This window comes from Sphingobacterium puteale (assembly GCF_003627955.1).
GTDB lineage: Bacteria > Bacteroidota > Bacteroidia > Sphingobacteriales > Sphingobacteriaceae > Sphingobacterium > Sphingobacterium puteale.
On sequence record NZ_RBWS01000009.1, the window covers coordinates 185441 to 203829 of the forward strand.

15 protein-coding genes are annotated in these 18389 nt (G+C 41.2%); 10 read left to right on the forward strand and 5 right to left on the reverse strand.

The window, feature by feature from the left end:
* The first annotated feature begins 88 nt into the window (after positions 1–88).
* The 4 genes from D7322_RS13395 to D7322_RS13410 all read left to right on the forward strand — a co-directional run bounded on the left by D7322_RS13395 (position 89) and on the right by D7322_RS13410 (position 6604).
* Positions 89–1171 carry an efflux RND transporter periplasmic adaptor subunit gene (locus tag D7322_RS13395; protein WP_121124695.1) on the forward strand — a complete coding sequence of 361 codons (1083 nt, stop codon included), beginning with the start codon at positions 89–91 and terminating at the stop codon, positions 1169–1171.
* Between the two features lie 20 nt (positions 1172–1191).
* Positions 1192–4356 (forward strand): efflux RND transporter permease subunit, encoded by a 3165-nt coding sequence (locus tag D7322_RS13400; protein ID WP_121124696.1) that lies wholly within the window; start codon positions 1192–1194, stop codon positions 4354–4356.
* Positions 4349–5788 (forward strand): TolC family protein, encoded by a 1440-nt coding sequence (locus tag D7322_RS13405; RefSeq protein WP_121124697.1) that lies wholly within the window; start codon positions 4349–4351, stop codon positions 5786–5788. Before D7322_RS13400 ends, D7322_RS13405 begins: the two co-directional genes overlap by 8 nt.
* Before the next feature lie 129 nt (positions 5789–5917).
* Positions 5918–6604: a Bax inhibitor-1/YccA family protein gene (locus D7322_RS13410; RefSeq protein WP_121124698.1), complete on the forward strand. Its 687-nt coding sequence runs from the start codon at positions 5918–5920 to the stop codon at positions 6602–6604.
* A gap of 106 nt (positions 6605–6710) precedes the next feature.
* On the opposite strand, the gene D7322_RS13415 is transcribed toward D7322_RS13410, so the two are convergent.
* The 4 genes from D7322_RS13415 to D7322_RS13430 form a co-directional block, all read right to left on the reverse strand.
* Positions 6711–7151 carry a carboxymuconolactone decarboxylase family protein gene (locus D7322_RS13415; RefSeq protein ID WP_121124699.1) on the reverse strand — a complete coding sequence of 147 codons (441 nt, stop codon included), beginning with the start codon at positions 7149–7151 and terminating at the stop codon, positions 6711–6713.
* 127 nt (positions 7152–7278) lie between these two features.
* Entirely contained in the window at positions 7279–7644 is a 366-nt protein-coding gene (locus tag D7322_RS13420) for a VOC family protein (RefSeq protein WP_121124700.1), read from the reverse strand.
* Positions 7645–7763: 119 nt separating this feature from the next.
* Complete coding sequence (gene glsA, locus D7322_RS13425) at positions 7764–8795, reverse strand: glutaminase A (RefSeq protein ID WP_121124701.1); 1032 nt, start codon at positions 8793–8795, stop codon at positions 7764–7766.
* Between the two features lie 49 nt (positions 8796–8844).
* Complete coding sequence (locus D7322_RS13430; protein WP_121124702.1) at positions 8845–10233, reverse strand: family 10 glycosylhydrolase; 1389 nt, start codon at positions 10231–10233, stop codon at positions 8845–8847.
* Positions 10234–10535: 302 nt separating this feature from the next.
* Here D7322_RS13430 and D7322_RS13435 point away from each other — a divergent pair, with 302 nt between their 5' ends.
* From D7322_RS13435 to D7322_RS13460, 6 genes are all read left to right on the forward strand, one after another.
* Complete coding sequence (locus D7322_RS13435; protein ID WP_121124703.1) at positions 10536–11702, forward strand: porin; 1167 nt, start codon at positions 10536–10538, stop codon at positions 11700–11702.
* 20 nt (positions 11703–11722) lie between these two features.
* Positions 11723–13153, forward strand: a complete 1431-nt coding sequence (locus D7322_RS13440) for an anion permease (RefSeq protein WP_121124704.1) — start codon at positions 11723–11725, stop codon at positions 13151–13153.
* A 12-nt stretch (positions 13154–13165) separates the two neighbouring features.
* Positions 13166–13822 carry a succinate dehydrogenase cytochrome b subunit gene (locus D7322_RS13445; RefSeq protein ID WP_121124705.1) on the forward strand — a complete coding sequence of 219 codons (657 nt, stop codon included), beginning with the start codon at positions 13166–13168 and terminating at the stop codon, positions 13820–13822.
* Positions 13823–13832: 10 nt separating this feature from the next.
* The gene (locus tag D7322_RS13450) at positions 13833–15749 is read left to right on the forward strand and encodes a fumarate reductase/succinate dehydrogenase flavoprotein subunit (protein ID WP_121124706.1); all 1917 of its coding nucleotides are present in this window, start codon (positions 13833–13835) and stop codon (positions 15747–15749) included.
* Positions 15750–15760: 11 nt separating this feature from the next.
* Positions 15761–16510 carry a succinate dehydrogenase/fumarate reductase iron-sulfur subunit gene (locus tag D7322_RS13455; RefSeq protein ID WP_121124707.1) on the forward strand — a complete coding sequence of 250 codons (750 nt, stop codon included), beginning with the start codon at positions 15761–15763 and terminating at the stop codon, positions 16508–16510.
* A gap of 187 nt (positions 16511–16697) precedes the next feature.
* Positions 16698–17645 (forward strand): polysaccharide deacetylase family protein, encoded by a 948-nt coding sequence (locus D7322_RS13460; RefSeq protein ID WP_245971341.1) that lies wholly within the window; start codon positions 16698–16700, stop codon positions 17643–17645.
* 44 nt (positions 17646–17689) lie between these two features.
* Here the strand turns inward: D7322_RS13460 and D7322_RS13465 are convergent, their stop codons facing one another.
* The gene (locus D7322_RS13465; protein WP_183078698.1) at positions 17690–18229 is read right to left on the reverse strand and encodes a GNAT family N-acetyltransferase; all 540 of its coding nucleotides are present in this window, start codon (positions 18227–18229) and stop codon (positions 17690–17692) included.
* Between the last annotated feature and the right edge of the window lie 160 nt (positions 18230–18389).

Consider the following 18389-nt stretch of genomic DNA (forward strand, 5'->3'; position numbering starts at 1 on the left):
TTTGCATCTTACAACAAGCTTAGGATAGGTTGTTTCAATTCCCATATCAAACAAACAATCAAACTTATTTTTAATTAGACGCTTACAAATGAAAAGAGTATTTATGCTCGTTAATTTGGCTATCGTATTATGCCAAATTGGGTGTACTTCCAAAAAGGAAGAAAAAGAAGAGAAAGAAAAATTTAATGTGACTTCTCCGGTACAAATGGATACAACTATCCGTAAAGATTTTGTATCCCAGATTAAGTCTTTCCGTAATATTGAATTACGCGCACAGGAAAAAGGATATCTTGAACAAATTTTTGTGGACGAAGGACAATTTGTACACAAAGGACAACTGCTGTTCCGCATTATGCCCAAAATGTATGAAGCAGAGTTTAGAAAATCCATGGCTGAAGTGAATGTTGCCGAGATCGAAGTACAGAATACCAAGAGTCTAGCGGATAAAAATGTGGTGTCCCCGAATGAACTTGCCATGGCCAAAGCTAAATTGGAACAGGCTAAAGCCGCTGCAGCTATTGCTAAACTGCACCTTTCTTTTACAGAGATCAGAGCACCATTCGATGGTACAATTGACCGAATTCCATTGAAATTAGGAAGTCTGGTGGATGAAGGGGAGCTGTTGACGAGCCTTTCTGACAATAGCCAGATGCTTGTCTACTTCAATGTTTCGGAACCAGAGTATCTTAATTATCAAACGAATGTCAGTAAACGGGGGGATACCCATGTCGGATTGTTGCTTGCCAATAATGAATTGCTTCCGGCGCATGGCGTGGTAGAAACCATCGAGAGTGAATTTGACAGTGAAACAGGTAATATTGCGTTTAGAGCTCGCTTCCCAAACCCCAACCGTTTACTGAAACACGGTGAAAGCGGAAAGGTCGTGATGAATTTCCCATTGAAGCAGGCATTAATTATACCGCAAAAAGCAACCTATGAATTGCAGGATCGTAAATACGTTTATGTTGTGGACAAAGACGGCAAGCTAAAAGCCCGCCACATTAACATAGGTAATTCCCTTCCTGATCTTTATGTGGTTGCAAGTGGACTTCAAAAAGACGACAAATTCTTACTGGATGGGATACAGAAAGTGAAAGAGGATGAAAAAATCAACTATAGTTTCGTTCAGCCAATAGATGCCATTTCTAATTTGAAGTTAAAAACAGAATAAATCCCCATATCTTAAATAACATGTTTAGTCGTTTTATAAATAGACCTGTACTTTCGATCGTCATATCACTGATCATTGTGTTTCTGGGGATTCTTTCAATGGTACAACTTCCGGTAACTCAGTTTCCGTCCATATCGCCACCTAAAGTAAATATTACAGCGGAATACCCGGGGGCGAATGGGGAATTGATGATCAAATCAGTGATCATTCCACTTGAACGTGCCATAAATGGTGTTCCCGGAATGAAATACATGGCTTCAGACGCCGGTAACGACGGCGAGGCTAGCATACAGGTGGTGTTCAACCTGGGCACGGATCCAAATCAAGCATCTTTGAACGTACAGAACCGTGTGGCTTCTGTTGTCAATAAACTTCCCCCCATTGTTGTCCGTGAAGGGGTAAAGATTACACGGGAAGAATCCAATATGTTGATGTATATCAACCTGTTTAGTAAGGATAAAGATCTCGATGGAAATTTTATGTACAACTACGCGGATATGAACATCGTTTCTGAGCTGCGGCGTGTCGATGGCGTTGGTGTGGCAAATATTCTCGGAACACGGGAATTGGCCATGCGGATCTGGTTGAAACCTGATCGTATGACAGCATATAAAATTTCAGCGGAGGAGGTAATGAAAGCTCTTTCAGAACAAAGCTTGGAGGCATCTCCGGGTAAGGCCGGGGAATCATCGGGTATTACGTCACAGTCCTTTGAATATGTGCTGAAATATCCCGGACGTTTTACCACGACAGAAGGCTACGGCAATATCGTATTGCGTACAAATGCCAACGGTGAAATGTTGCGTCTGAGGGACATTGCGGACATCAAATTCGGTTCGGCAATGTATGATATCTATTCAACCTTAAATGGAAAACCGTCTGCTGCAATCGTGCTGAAGCAATCCTATGGCAGTAATGCTTCTCAGGTTATCCAGGATGTTAAAGACAAAATGAAAGAACTGAAAAGCTCATTTCCAAAGGGACTGGACTATGAGATCAGTTATGATGTCTCTAAATTTTTGGACGCCTCAATGGAAAAGGTTATTCATACCCTAGTTGAAGCATTTATTTTGGTGGCAATCGTTGTCTTCCTATTTTTGGGGGATTGGCGCTCCACATTGATTCCGACTATTGCGGTGCCGGTTTCCTTAGTAGGATCGTTTCTTTTTATGCAATTTTTTGGTATAACAATCAACTTGATTACTCTGTTTGCCCTTGTATTGGCCATTGGCGTGGTGGTTGATGATGCTATTGTCGTTATCGAGGCGGTACACGCCAAGATGGAGGAATTGCATATTTCCGCTTATCAGGCGACGAAGAAAGCGATGCACGAAATCAGTGGAGCGATCATTGCGATAACCTTCTTAATGGCGGCAGTATTTATACCCGTTGCTTTTATGTCTGGACCTGTCGGTATATTTTATCGCCAGTTTTCCATTACAATGGCGACTTCTATTATCTTATCGGGTATAGTAGCTCTGACGCTGACGCCTGCACTCTGTGCCATTATGTTAAAGAACAACCATGGAAAGGCACGCAAAAAAAGCGTTGTGGACAAATTTTTGGACGCCTTCAATCGCATGTTCGATAAAATGTCAAACAAATATGTCTTCTTGCTGAAAGGCATTGTCGACAGGCGTCTCTTTACTTTTGTGGTGTTGATCGGATTCTGTATCGGAGCTTATTTTTTAAATAATGCCGTACCGGCAGGTTTTATTCCAAATGAAGATCAAGGAATGATTTATGCTATTATCCAAACGCCGCCAGGTTCGACTTTAGAGCGGACAAATTTGGCCGCTCAAACCTTGCAGAAGGAAGCGGAGGGTATTGATGGTGTACAGTCCGTTTCTTCGTTGGCAGGTTATGAGATATTAACTGAGGGAACCGGAGCCAATACCGGAACTTGTCTGATCAATCTAAAAAGCTGGGAGGAGCGTAAGGAATCCTCACAGGAAATTATCGAACAGCTGGAAAACGCCGCAAAAAATATTCCCGGTGCTTCCATTGAATTTTTTCAGCCACCAGCAGTACCGGGCTATGGTGCCGCCGGAGGATTTGAATTGCGGCTTTTGGATAAAGCCGGCTCTGGTGACTACAAGAAAATGGAGACCGTGAGTAAGGATTTTGTCCGGGAATTGAATAAACGACCTGAGCTATCCTCTGTTTTTACCTTTTATAGTGCGAGCTTTCCACAATATATGCTTCATATTGACAATGATATGGCTCAATTAAAAGGTGTTACGATTGATAATGCACTGAATACACTCTCGACCTTGGTGGGCAGTAACTACGAAACCAACTTTATTAAATATGACCGACAATATAAGGTCATGGTGCAGGCGTTGCCACAGTATAGAGCTCTTCCTGAAGATATCTTGAAATTATATGTGAAAAATGACAAGGATGAGATGGTACCTTTCTCCGCATTTATGCATATGGAAAAGGTATATGGACTCTCTGAGATCACACGGCATAATATGTACATGGCCTCCGAGATTTCGGGTTCTGCTGCCCCGGGATATAGCAGTGGCGAAGCGATTCAGGTAATCAACGAAGTTGCTGCTAAAAGCTTACCACAGGGCTATGGCATAGATTGGGCCGGTATCTCCAAAGACCAGGTGGGGCGGGGTAACCAGGCTATTTATATCTTTCTGATCTGTTTGGGCTTTGTCTACCTTATTTTATCGGCACAGTATGAAAGCTTTATCATGCCGTTTGCGGTATTGCTTTCCTTGCCAATTGGTATTTTCGGTGCATTTTTCCTGTTGAAGGTCCTTGGACTGGAGAATAATATTTACGCTCAGGTAGCCTTGGTTATGCTCATTGGTTTGCTCGGTAAGAATGCCGTCTTAATCGTTGAATTTGCCACACAGCGGCATGCGCAGGGGCTAAGTATTATCGAAGCGGCATTGGAGGGTGCCAAAGTAAGGTTTAGACCTATCTTAATGACATCGTTTGCATTTATTGCAGGTTTGATTCCATTGGTGTTGGCCTCCGGACCAGGAGCGATCGGCAACCGGACGATCGGTACGGCAGCAGCAGGAGGTATGTTATTCGGAACTGTGTTTGGTATCCTTGTCATACCGGGTCTTTACTTTGTTTTTGGAACAATTGCTTCCAAACGCAAGCTCATCAAACATGAGGATGAAAATCCATTAACAGAAGAAATCGATAACAATGGCTAATCAAAAATATAAACACTTGGTGATAGGAGTTCTTTTGTCAGCGGCGGTGACCGGCTGTAAAGTCCCTAAAGCGACACAGATTCAAGAAAATAAGCAGGTGCCACAACAATTTGCCGAAGCATCGGCACTGGATACAATGAATTCGGCGAGCGTGAAATGGCGCGATTTTTTCAGCGATCCCAATTTAGTCACCTTAATTGACACCGCATTAAAAAATAATCAGGAGTTAAATGTGACTTTGCAGGAATTGGCAATCGCCAAAAACGATATCTTATTGCGAAAAGGAGCATTGAAACCAAGTATAGGTTTGCGCGCCGGTGGGGGGGTGGAAAAAGTCGGCCGGTATACCAGTCAAGGGGCAGGTGATGCCAGCACAGAGATAACGCCCGGCAAGGAAATGCCCGATCCACTGGGTGATTTAACGATAGGGGCTTATGCCAGCTGGGAGATTGACGTCTGGAAGAAGCTAAAAGATTCCGAACAGGCAGCATTGAACCGTTATCTTGCGACAGTCGAAGGTAAAAACTTTGTTCTGAGCAGCCTTATTGCAGAGGTTGCCCGCTCTTATTATGAACTGTTGGCGTTAGATAACCAACTGACGATCATCAAACAAAATATCGAGGTGCAGGACAATGCGCTGGAAGTAATCAAACTACAGAAGCAAGCGGCACGTGTAACGGAACTTGCTGTTCAGAAATTTCAGGCCGAAGTATTGAAAACTAAGGGCATGGAATTCGAGACACGGCAACAGATTAAAGAAACAGAAAACCGGATCAATTTCCTTTTAGGACGTTTCCCGCAGGAGATAAAGCGTGATAAAAGCAGTTTCGTAGATATGGTACCGGCCAAAGTACAAGCAGGGATACCGAGTCAATTGTTGAGCAATAGACCTGATATTCGTGAGGCAGAATATGAATTGGTGGCTGCTAAATTGGACGTACAGATTGCAAGAAAAGAGTTTTACCCATCTCTGGAGATATCGGCTGCCCTTGGCTTGCAAGCTTTTAAACCGTCCTACCTATTTAAAATGCCCGAATCCATGTTGTACAATATTATAGGTGAGCTGGCAGCGCCGCTGTTGAACAAAAATGGGCTGAAAGCAGAATTCAATACCGCAAATGCAAAACAGATACAAGCGGTCTATAACTACGAGAAGACGATTCTAAATGCCTATCTCGAAGTATCCACACAACTATCCAATATCGAGAATCTTGGAAAGAGTTATGATTTTAAGACCAAAGAAGTTGAGGTGCTCAATAATTCGGTTACCGTTTCAGGTGATCTATTTAAATCGGCACGTGCCGACTATATGGAAGTGCTGATGACACAACGTGACGTACTGGATTCAAAACTTGAATTAATAGAAACTAAGAAGCAACAGCTGAATGCTGTGGTCAATGTCTACAAAGATTTGGGAGGAGGCTGGAAATAAGTTGTTTGTTTGAATGGACCCCGCTAGGCGGGGTTCTTTTTTTGTCCTCACCACTAAAGTTATTTCTTGCAAAAATAGAATTAATGCTTATTTTTAATTTATATTAATGTATCTTATTTTATTTGTTTTATGGAATCACAAGAATATTTACTTGTTAACGATGAGGCCGAAAGGGGCGTTTTCTATAAGAAAACATATCTTCATGTTGCCCTTTCCATTTTGGCATTTATCGTTTTAGAAAGTCTTTTGATAAAATTAGTGCCTTATGATTTTATCGTATGGATGGTCAGTGGAAAGTTTATCTGGTTATTTCTTCTTGGTTGTTTCTGGCTGGGAGCATCGCTTTCTTCCAGATGGACCCTAGCCCAAAGCCGACAGACTCAGTATATGGGTCTGGCATTCTACATCGTGTTGGAGGCAATTATTTTCCTGCCGATGATTTTCATTGCTGCAGCGATGACTGATGGAGCGAGTATGCTTTATCAGGCAAGTATCATGACTGTTGCCCTGTTTACAGCGCTGACAGCAGTGGCCTTTATGTCAAATAAGGATTTTTCTTTTCTGAAAAACATCCTTGTTATTGGGGGCTTCCTGGCTTTAGGTGCAATTGTCGCCGGTGCAATATTTGGATTTCAACTAGGGCTGTGGTTTTCTGTATTCATGGTTTTGATCGCTTCCGGTAGCATCTTATACCAGACACAAAATCTAAAATATAACTATGGCAATGAGCAATATGTCGGAGCAGCATTGCAGCTATTTTCTTCGATTATGTTGCTGTTTTGGTATATCTTGCGTATTCTGATGAGCCGCCGTTAATTCGGTTTGTCTTCAAGAAAAATAAAAAAGGTATTTAGAGCACATTTGAATGCGTTCTAAATACTTTTTTTTGTCAATGTCTTGTATGTTTACACGGGGTTATTCGCTATTTCAATAATTCTAAGTGTGTGCTTATTCCGATTCTGTTCCAGGCATTGATCGTAATAATAGCGATGATGATCTGTGCAATTTGTTTTTCATCAAAAAGATTCTTTGCTTTCTGATAGGTTTGTTCCGTTAAGCCCTCTTGATGAATTAATGTGATTTCCTCTGTCATCTCCAATAAGACCTGTTCTTCGGTATTGAACAATTCGGTTTCGCGCCAAGCGTTCAGCAAAAATATCCGTTGTGGAGTTTCACCATATTTTAATGCGTCCTTTGTATGCATATCCAGGCAAAAAGCACATCCATTAATTTGCGATGCCCTTATCTTAATAAGCTCTTTTTGGATAGGAGTTAAAAAAGTCCCGGTAAGATAGGTTTCTAAACCCATCATTGCTTTGTACGCTGTGGCGTCTACTTTTGCAATATTTAATCGTGCTGTCATTGTGTTATATTTTTATACGACAAAGTTGAAGGAAAGATTGAATAATAAACTTAAACTGGTTTAAGAAAGCCAGTCAAAGCCGCATTTAGCATCTTCGTCGATAAGAATTATTCACGGACAAATCTTCTTATTCAGATATCATCAGGTAATAGTTGTCCGGATCCCGAAGAATAAACTGATTTTTTAGGGAGTTTTCATTGTAATGAATTTCCTTTTCGAAAGTAGCATCGAGTTTGGTGGCATTTTCAAATACCTCCTGGAGATTGGCTACCCGAAAGAATAAGATGAGACCATTTCCGGCATTTTTGGGTTGGAGTAGTGTAGGGTGTGCGTGTTCACCCCATTTGTGAAGGCATAAAATGACATGGTTATCGACTGTTAGTATCTCAAAAGTCTCGCCACCATGTGCGCTGTTGCAGCCCAGTAGTTTCTGATAAAATAATGAACTTGCTGGAACACTTTCCACAGCGATTATTGTTTCTGTTCTGACCATTGGTTTAATTTTTGGTATTTAATATTTCCTTAGCCTTCATATAGCTATGTCGGCCGAGGAATAAACAAGTGAAATAGGAATTCGGTTTTATAAAGGGTTAATTAACAGATATTAATCTTTTAATCAAAAAGACTGAGTTGCATGGTTTTTACCAGATCAAGGATCATGCGGTAACCTGCAAGCGAATTGCCATGCTGGTCTAAAGCGGGACTAAAGGCACCTATCCCCATTTTACCGGGGACACTGACCGTGATTCCGCCACCGACACCGGATTTACTAGGCAAGCCAACCGTACGTGCATATTCACCACTGAATTCGTACATGCCTGCAATTAACATCTGTGACTGAATTAGCTGGGATAGATTTGGGTCCCGATATTGTCGGTTTCCATCATAACGAACGCAGTGATTGGCAAAAAAATAACCTATTTTGGCCAGATCTTCGGCGGTGATTTCGATCGAACATTGTTTAAAATAGTTATTGAGTTTTTCTTCTCCTTCGCCATCAATTAAGCCATTGTTTCGCATGATATAGAACATACCGCGATTTCGATGCCCCATTTCCCGTTCTGAGTTATACACAGCATGGCTATAATCAATATATTCATTGTTTGTGATGAAACGGATCATATTAAGGATTTTAATAAATGGTTCCTCACCCTTTCCTTTAATAAGAGCTGTGGTCAGTATGGCACCCGAATTCATCATCGGATTAAGCGGTTTTCCCATTGTCTCTAGATTGCCAAAATGATTGAAAGGCTTATCTGTACCAAAATAACCCATTTTATCAAAAACATTTTCTTCGCCATTTTCCCGGACCGCAATCATCAGCGCGATGATCTTCGATATACTCTGGATTGTAAATTTCTGCCGGATATCTCCGGCGCTGACGACGGTACCATTGCTATTGACAACTGAAAGTGCGAGGGATTGCGCATTTGTTTTGCCCAGTTCGGGTATATAATCTGCAACTTTTCCTTGTTTATAATATAGACGGTTCTTTTCGAGAATGGTATTTAAAGTTGCTTGATCTAAGGTTGTCGTATCCCGTACTGTCGATTCAGTCGCTGTTCGTTGCGCAAGGCAGGGGCCTGTCACGCCTGTATAGCTCAGGACAAACAGCGCTGTTATCAAACCAAAAGTTTTATTCATGTCTTCAATCTTTTTATGAAATCCCAAAGTTAGCAAAGTAGGCCTATTTTTAGCTATTCGGCGGTACAGGATCAACATTCCAGCCTGAAAGAATGTCGCCATAGAAGAAGAAGGTGACATAGAAATTCTTTTTACTGACCTTATCCTTCACAAGATATTTTTTTGTTACATCATAGTTGTCAACCTGTTTGTATTTTGACAACGCTACGGGACGGGCAGCCGGATTTTCAGCCTTTACCATGTCCTGAATTTTTTGCGTGATCAATTTCATAATACCGACTTTTCTGAAAGGATCGTTTTCAACTTTATGCCCCTGAATTGGAGATAAAGTACCGTTATTTTTTTCTTTTTTTAATTTCGCAGCTGCTGTATAGGCTCTAAAACGCTCCTTAATTTTTGGATCTTGAAGACTATGTATGGTGAAAATAGAAATACCCTGGGCACCATTGTTCAATGCCTCATCCATATCGACAAACATTTCATCATTGTTTTTAGCCATTAAACCACAATAAAGGGTGGTATGGTTTGCTTTATCCCGCACATTTTCCAAGGTACAATCTTTTATGAAGCTTGGATCTTCGGTGTAAAAGTTACTATAGACCATAGGAAATACAAGATCTAGATTCCATTTCCCCCAATCTTGGCGAACCATTCTTGAAGCCATTTTGGGAGTAGGAAAAGGAGAGGCGGCCATTGTCTTTCCGTACGCATGTACAACATCCGCAATCATATTAGCCATTTCAGTGATCTGATCGCAACGAAACTGCCTCCATTTTAAGTCTTTTGAAGGATCTTTTTGAGCTCTTGGATCATAACCGTATTGCTTTTTGAATTTTTCTATCGCAATTGGATGGTATCCATAGTCCCACGCGGCATATTCGCGATCTTGGACGATATTGTACTTTGGCCATAGCGTCGTCGGCAATACAACATCGACATAGCGGTTATAATCTATGGATATTCCTGCTAAACCTTCAACTTCACAATAAGACTGAATTTTTTGTTTAATGTAGTCTTTAACTTCTGGTACCACGGGCGAAAGAAATTTATAGTAACCTACATAGGCGGTGGTATCAGCCAGGCTCTTTCCATTTCTATTGACACTGAACCAATCTGGATGTTCTTTTAGAATTTTATCGCGATCATGTTCCAGGTTCATAGTCCACAACCATGCAATTACCTGTATGCCATATTTTTTTGCAATTGGAATTGCAACGCGATATTCATCAGGACTTGCTGCATTTAGCATAACCCCATCTATTCCCAAATAATTCATCTCCCTACAGATCGAGTCAAAATTTATGTTTGGATTATAATCAAGCCAGGTCCAAAACATTGCCGGTTTCTCGTGCTCTGCGGCTTTGGAAACAGGGACTAAAAATCCACAGATAATTAATAGTAGACAGATACGGCATTTTCTGATTAATTGTTCTTTCATATGATTTATTGATTCTAAAATTTATTCAACAGGATGCCGCCAATTCATGAAAATCTTTAAGGTTATATTGACCGTGGTTTAGAATTTAGCATCCATTTTACATCCACCGTGAAAATACACAAAAACGGGGAATTTACTCCTTTCCCAATATAATTTGCAATCATTTTCTTTGAGTTATAAATTTTATTAAAAATTTAAAACCATTCATTCATTCATATGTTAATAGAGCAAGAATAATTAATATACATTATTGACATTGAAAAGTGTGCTGGGCTACCAGTGAATAGCTAATTATTTTAGATATGAGGAAATTTTATATTCCAATTTTTGTCTTGTGTTTATTGCTCCATACAACTGTCCATGGGCAGGAGCCGGGGTCGGTTGAGCCGGCAAAAAAAGATTCTTTACAGCAAAGCAAAGGAGAGGTAACCTATCCTAAACTGCAGATCAAGGGACTTTTTCAGGCACGGTATCTTGTGAGCACAACGAAAGATGTCGATGTCAATGGGCTTCATCACAGCGATGGCACAGGGACAGACAATAATTTTATGGTAAAGTATATGCGGGTGCAGATGCGTGCGCAGATTAGCAAGCGCACTGAAGTGGCTGTGCTTGCCAACCTAGCTGATTTTAAAAGCGACCCAAAAACCAAGGTACTTGAAAACGCTTACCTAAAATATACTTTTAGCCCTAAGCTGGCCATTACAGTTGGTCAATTCCGACCTTGGTTTGGCATTGAAGAAACCTATCCGATAGATATTATAAAATCCTTGGATTGGTCAAATCAATATCTTGAATTTGGCAAGTTGGGCTGGGCAAGTTTTCAGATCGGGATGGCCGCAACAGGGGAAGTTAATTTAGGAGATATGCCATTCAGTTATTCCCTTTCCGTTGTCAATGGAAACGGTAAAAATCAAGTCGCTGATAATGATAACGGAAAACAATATTCAACACGTCTGGTATTCGGGCTTTCAAAAAAATATAACGTCAATCTCGGGTTAAATGGCGGGATTGGTGAGGTCATGAAAAAGCAGGTTCATGCACTGGGAATAGATCTGAGCGGGAATGTGGATTTTGGAAAGCGATGGAACCTAGATATGCAACTGGAAGCGAAACAGGCCATAAATCATAACTTATACTATACGCAGAATGAGGAAGCGCGGACATCAAAGCTAAGTGATTATCTCGTTCGGGGTATCTACTTCCTTCCCAATTTAAGGTACGAGGTTAACTATTACAATCTCAGTGCATTTGAGCTTTCCTGTCGTTACGAATATATTGACCCAAACTATAAATTAAATGCAAATGGAAGGCAGACGTATACACCCATGTTTGGTCTAGAGTTTTTAAAAAATTACGGTGCCCGGATACAGCTCGGTCTGCAGCTCGACCGCTATAGAAAGCAGACTCCGAATACCAATGAATACAATAGAAATTTATTTATTGTTCAAGTACAAAGTAGATTCTAATCTTTTAAATCGCAATTCTTATGAAAGAAATTAGTATCAGAAATGTGGCCATCACCTTTATTGTTGCGCTCATTTTGTGGTTTATTCCAGTCCCGAAGGGCGTTAGTCCTGAAGCTTGGCACCTGTTTGCCATATTTGCTGCTACGATACTCGGTATCATTCTGAAGGCAGCGCCAATGGGTACCATGTGCATGATGGCTATCGCTTTCACGGCACTGACGCAAGTACTCGCGCCGGGAGATGCCGGTAAATCGATTACCAAAGCACTGACCGGTTTTGGAGACAAAGTTATCTGGTTGATCGGAATTTCTTTTTTCATTGCGAGAGGTTTTATCAAAACGGGTTTGGGGAATCGTATCGCATTTCTTTTTATTCGTGTATTTGGAAAAAGTTCGCTTGGACTGGCTTATGGTTTGGGGTTGGCAGATGTATGTTTGGCCCCTGCGATACCCAGCAATACGGCCAGAGGGGGTGGAATCATTTATCCGATTATGAAATCCATGGCCATTAGCTTCGATTCTGTACCTGATAAACCTGAGACGCATCGAAAATTAGGTTCCTATCTGACATTGAACAGCTACTACATGAATTTGATTGCATCCTCTATGTTTTTAACCGGAACGGCGAGTAACCCAATGTGTCAGAAGTTTGCCGCCAATCTTGGAATTGACATTACCTGGATGTCTTGGGCTGTAGCTGGATTTATTCCTGGAATAGTAGCCTTTTTTGTTGTTCCACTGGTACTCTATAAACTCTATCCACCGGAGCTAAAAAAGACGGGCGATGCACCTAAAATGGCCGCAGAAAAATTAAGGGAAATGGGACCAATATCCAGAAATGAATGGTTGATGTTATTGGCATTTTTTATTCTCCTAGTGCTTTGGATTTTCGGCGGATCACTATCTATTGATGCGACCACAACCGCATTTATCGGCCTGACTTTGCTCTTGCTGACTTCGGTACTGACTTGGGAGGATGTAAAGGCGGAGAAAGGGGCCTGGGATACAATTGTCTGGTTTGCCGTTTTGGTGATGATGGCCAGCTCGCTTAATGAACTTGGATTTATCGGCTGGTTTAGTGATTTGATCAAGGTACAGATTGGAGGGCTGAGCTGGCAAGTTGCTTTTCCGGTAATTATTTTGGTGTACTTCTTTAGCCATTACATCTTTGCGAGTGCTACAGCCCATGTCGCTGCAATGTATGCAGCTTTGTTAGGCGTTGGGGTATCATTAGGTATTCCACCCATGTTATTGGCCATGATGCTTGGGTTCCTCGGGTCCATATACGGCGTATTAACACATTACGGGCACGGGCCTGCACCGGTATTCTTTGGTAGCGGTTATGTTGATCTCAAGTCCTGGTGGTTGCGTGGACTTGAAATCGGAATCGTCCTACTTATTATCTATATGGGCATAGGAGGATTATGGATGAAAGTCATTGGTTATTATTAAAGAAAAAAGCTTATGCTATCGACCTTATCAAAGAAGATGCTCATGTGTTTAACGGGGTTATTTCTCGCCTTCTTTTTGCTGATCCATTTTTTAGGAAACCTGCAATTATTTTTACCCCGGGAGCAAGCGCATTTACAATTTAATGCGTATTCACATTTTTTGTCGGGAAACATCCTGATAAAAATAGTTTCCTATGTGCTTTATTTGAGTATTATACTGCATGCTATTGACGGATTGGTCATCACGATAAAGAATAGGAAAGCGGCCAGTACCTATCAGTCAGACGGTCGTGGACGAGCGAGCAAATGGTACTCGCGGAACATGGGGATTCTGGGGACACTTATTCTTATTTTTTTGGTGATCCATTTCCAGAACTTCTGGTATGTATATAAGTTTGGCGCTCCGCCATTGGATGCAAAAGGAAATAAGGACCTCTATATATTGGTTATTGCGGTGTTTCAACAATGGTGGTACGTACTTATCTACGTCTTATCAATGGTGGCCCTATGTTATCATCTTATCCATGGAATTCATAGCGCGGTGCGGACCCTGGGCCTGTATCATCCAAAATTTGTCCGTTGGTTTAAAGCAATTGGGATTACTTATTCCATTATTATCAGCATTGGTTTTGCATTGATGCCAATTTATATATTTTTTACTGTTAACTAAAGGCGAAGACATGATTTTAAACTCAAAAATACCAGCGGGACCTTTGGAAGAAAAATGGACACGCTATAAAAAAACGGCAAAGCTTGTAAACCCAGCGAACCGAAAAAAATTGGATGTCATTGTTGTGGGAACGGGATTAGCGGGAAGTTCGATCGCTGCATCTCTTGGCGAAATGGGCTACCGGGTCAAATCATTCTGTTTTCAGGATAGTCCCCGAAGGGCCCATTCCGTGGCGGCCCAGGGCGGAGTCAACGCTGCAAAAAATTATAAGAATGACGGCGACAGTATCTATCGAATGTTTGTGGACACCTTAAAGGGGGGCGATTTTCGTGCCCGTGAGGCTAACGTCTATCGAATGGCAGAATGTTCCTTAAATCTGATAGACCAAGCCGTGGCGCAGGGTGTTCCCTTTGGACGTGAATATGGCGGTTATCTGAATAACCGCTCTTTTGGTGGTGTCCAAGTGAGCCGCACATTCTATGCACGGGGGCAGACAGGACAGCAACTGCTATTGGGAGCCTATCAGGCATTGATGCGGCAGGTAGGTAAAAAGGCTGTTCAGTTATTTTCCCGCCACGAAATGCTGGATGTTGTTGTCATCGACGGGAAGGCGCGCGGTATTATTGTTCGTGATTTAGATACCGGAGTGATTGAACGACATGCTGCCCATGCGGTTATACTCGCTACTGGTGGATACGGTAAAATCTATTATTTATCCACACTCGCAATGGGCTGCAATGGATCGGCAATTTGGCGGGCACATAAAAAAGGTGCATTGATGGCATCCCCGAGCTGGATTCAGGTTCACCCGACTTCTTTGCCGCAATCGGGGGATTATCAATCCAAGTTGACTCTGATGTCAGAATCCTTACGTAATGATGGACGCATTTGGGTGCCGTTAAAACTGGATGAAAAAAGGGCACCAAATGATATTCCCGAAGAAGATAGAGACTATTATCTGGAGCGTAGATACCCTGCATTTGGCAATCTCGCTCCCAGGGATATATCATCGAGAGCCGCTAAGGAACGGATTGATGCAGGCTTTGGAATAGGTCCTTTAAAGAATGCCGTTTACCTTGACTTTGCTAAAGCAATCAAGGAACAGGGGAAACATAAAATTGCGGAAAAATATGGTAATCTCTTTGATATGTATCATAAGATAACAGGTTATGATGCGTATTCCGAACCGATGATGATTTCACCCTCGGCCCATTTTTCGATGGGTGGACTCTGGGTGGATTATGAACTGATGACGACTTTGCCGGGACTATTTGCGCTGGGTGAGGCTAATTTTGCTGATCATGGCGCCAATCGTCTAGGGGCAAACTCGTTGCTTCAGGCCTCGGTGGACGGTTATTTTATTGCACCTTATACAATCGCCAATTATTTGTCGAATGAAATTCACACCGGAGAGATTTCTACAGATCATATAGAATTTGAAAAGGCTGAACTCGCCGTTAAAAGACAGATTGAAGAATTGTTGCAGATTAAAGGGAATAAGACTGTTGATCATTTTCATAAGATACTGGGCAAACTGCTGTATGACTATTGTGGTCTGGCCCGGAGTGAACAGGGGCTTCAATATGCAATAGCAGAAATCAGGAAGCTTAAACAAGAATTTTATGACAATGTCATGGTCAGTGGTCAGCCAGATTCATTAAATACTGAATTGGAGAAAGCCGGACGTGTCGCAGACTATTTTGAAATAGGTGAATTAATGTGTTATGATGCATTGACCCGTAAGGAATCCTGCGGTGCCCATTTTAGAGAGGAATACCAAACAGCAGATGGAGAAGCTTTGCGAAATGATGCTGATTTCCAATTCATATCTGCCTGGGCATGGAAAGGAGACGGGGAGGAGCCCGAACTGATCAAAGAACCATTGACTTTTGAGGAAATACAACCTACAGTAAGAAGCTACAAATAAAATGAACAATTATGGATCTACATCTTAAAATTTGGCGGCAGAAAGATAATCAATCAGCAGGTAAGCTCGTAGCCTATGATCTACAGGGGCTTAACCCACATATGTCTTTTCTTGAAATGCTGGACACATTGAATGAGAAGCTCATTGTCAATGGAGAGGAGCCTGTTGAATTTGACCATGACTGCAGGGAAGGGGTCTGTGGCCAATGTGGTGTAATGATTAACGGTATCGCACACGGTCCGTTACAACATACGACGACTTGTCAGTTGCATCTGCGTTCGTTCAAGGATAATGACACCATTGTGATTGAGCCTTTTCGCTCGTCGGCGTTTCCGGTAAAAAAAGACCTGAAAGTGGATCGATCCGCTTTTGACCGAATTATTTCTCTTGGTGGGTTTGTATCCATCAATACGGGCCAGGCGCCCGATGCTACGGTTATTCCTATTTCACATGAACTGGCAGAAGAAGCTTTCGATTCAGCGGCATGTATCGGATGTGGTGCATGTGTCGCAACCTGCAAAAATGGGAGTGCAGCCCTGTTTACCTCAGCAAAGATTACGCACATGGCGTTGCTCCCGCAGGGAAAGGAAGAGAGAAGTCAACGTGTACTGAATATGGTCAGGCAAATGGATGCCGAATCTTTTGGCCACTGTTCCAATACCGAAGCTTGCGAGGTTGAATGTCCACAGGGGATATCTGTGCTAAACATTGCCCGAATGAATTTCGAATATAACAGGGCTCTAATCTTTAAGAAGAAATAATACTTTGTGAAGGCAAAGCTGAGGGACCATTTTAACGGTGTCAGTATAGGTTTAATAAACCTTTAAGACAAATAATTTAATCGTTTTTGTAGCTGATTATCACGGAAAATAGGGATTTATGAAATATTATACTTTTAGAGTGGCTTTTTATGGTATTTTTGAAACGTAAAAAATCACTTAAGTTATTATGAAGTGTAGAAGGTTGTTGATTGCATTGTTCATGGGTAGTGTGACCTTATGTTCAGTGTCATGTAAAGATTTCTCAAATAAAGTATTGGGCAGTGGCAAAGAAGGCGATAGGGATACGCTAAATGAAAAATTGATCCACAAGGAAAAAGTGCCCGTTCTGTTGAACAAATGGGATTCTCTCCAAAGAAATCAGCTACATTTTGTAGTTGATAGTTTGCACCCTATCTCTGTAAAGCAACAAAAGCGTAATCTGAAGGATTCGTTGCGGAGAGCTTTTGATGCTCATCCGAAACATATCTATCTGACATTTGATGATGGTCCTTTGATCGGAAGTGCGGCCATTGATTCGTTGGCAAAAGAGAAAAATATAAAAGTAAGCGTATTTTTAATTGGCAAACATGCCAATATGAGCAAAGGTAGAAAGCGGGATCTTGAAAAATATGAAAATAATCCCTTGATTGCTTGTTATAACCACAGCTATACACATGCCAATAATCAATATTCAAGATTTTATAACAATGCGGAAAAGGCATTTGCTGATTTTGAAAAAAATGAAAAGGATCTTAACCTTAAGCATAAAATTGTTAGACTCCCGGGCAGAAATATTTGGATGTACGATGATGTCCGAAAGATAGATCTGAAAAATGGCTCTACAACGGCTGATATGCTTCACAAAAATGGTTATCGTATTTTTGGTTGGGATGTAGAATGGCGTTTGAACAGTATTACGGGAGTTCCTGTTCAACCTCAGGAAGCGACATTATCCCATATCCATAACTTTATGAACAATAAGAGTTCGATGGTTCCTAATAATGTGGTGTTTTTAATGCATGATGATATGTTCCAGACAAAAAAGGGACAGCAGGAGTTGTCGGCCTTGATAGATGCACTTAAAAAAGATGGGTATCAATTTGAATTTATGCAAGATTATCCAATTAAATATTAAAATAAAATGGTCGACTATTGCGAACACATTCTGTCGGCCATTTTTTAGGCTATTTCGAATTCTTTTGGATACACGACTGTTCCTTGTACTCCGGCTAATGCCTGTTGGCGGAGTTCTATGACCATACAATGTTCATTTGGAACCTCAAATGGCATTTTAATACCATATTTGGCCATTCTCACATAGCCAAACTTTGGATAATAACTGGCATGGCCCAATAGAATAATGGATCCAAAATCAAGTTCTGTAGCGATTCGATGCGCTTCCGCGATTAATCTACCCCCAATTCCCCTTCCTTTAAACTCCGGCAACACCGCAATCGGCGCCAAAGCAAGAGAAGGATACTCTCGTTTTTTTGCTTCATTGCAAATTTTGATTTTTGTCAGTAAGATATAGCCAACGATTTTACCATGAATTTCTGCCACTAAGGCAAGCTCCGGAATGAATCCGCTCGACAGACGTAATCTTTCGACGAGAAATTGCTCTTGATGGTCACTATATTCTTCATGTTCAAACGCTTTCCGAATAAGCTCAAAAACTGACTGATAATCGACTTTGCTTTCTTGTCTGATTTGAATATTCATTGTTATGAAGTTTTGTTTTGGAAACCTATATTTCTATATTATTGCTACTATTGCTATTAAAATTATGAAATAAAAAAACCTTTATCGTAAAATCACGTATTTCCATATAATTATGTCATCATAATAATTAAAATAAATGGCTTGGTATTTTCAGAATATA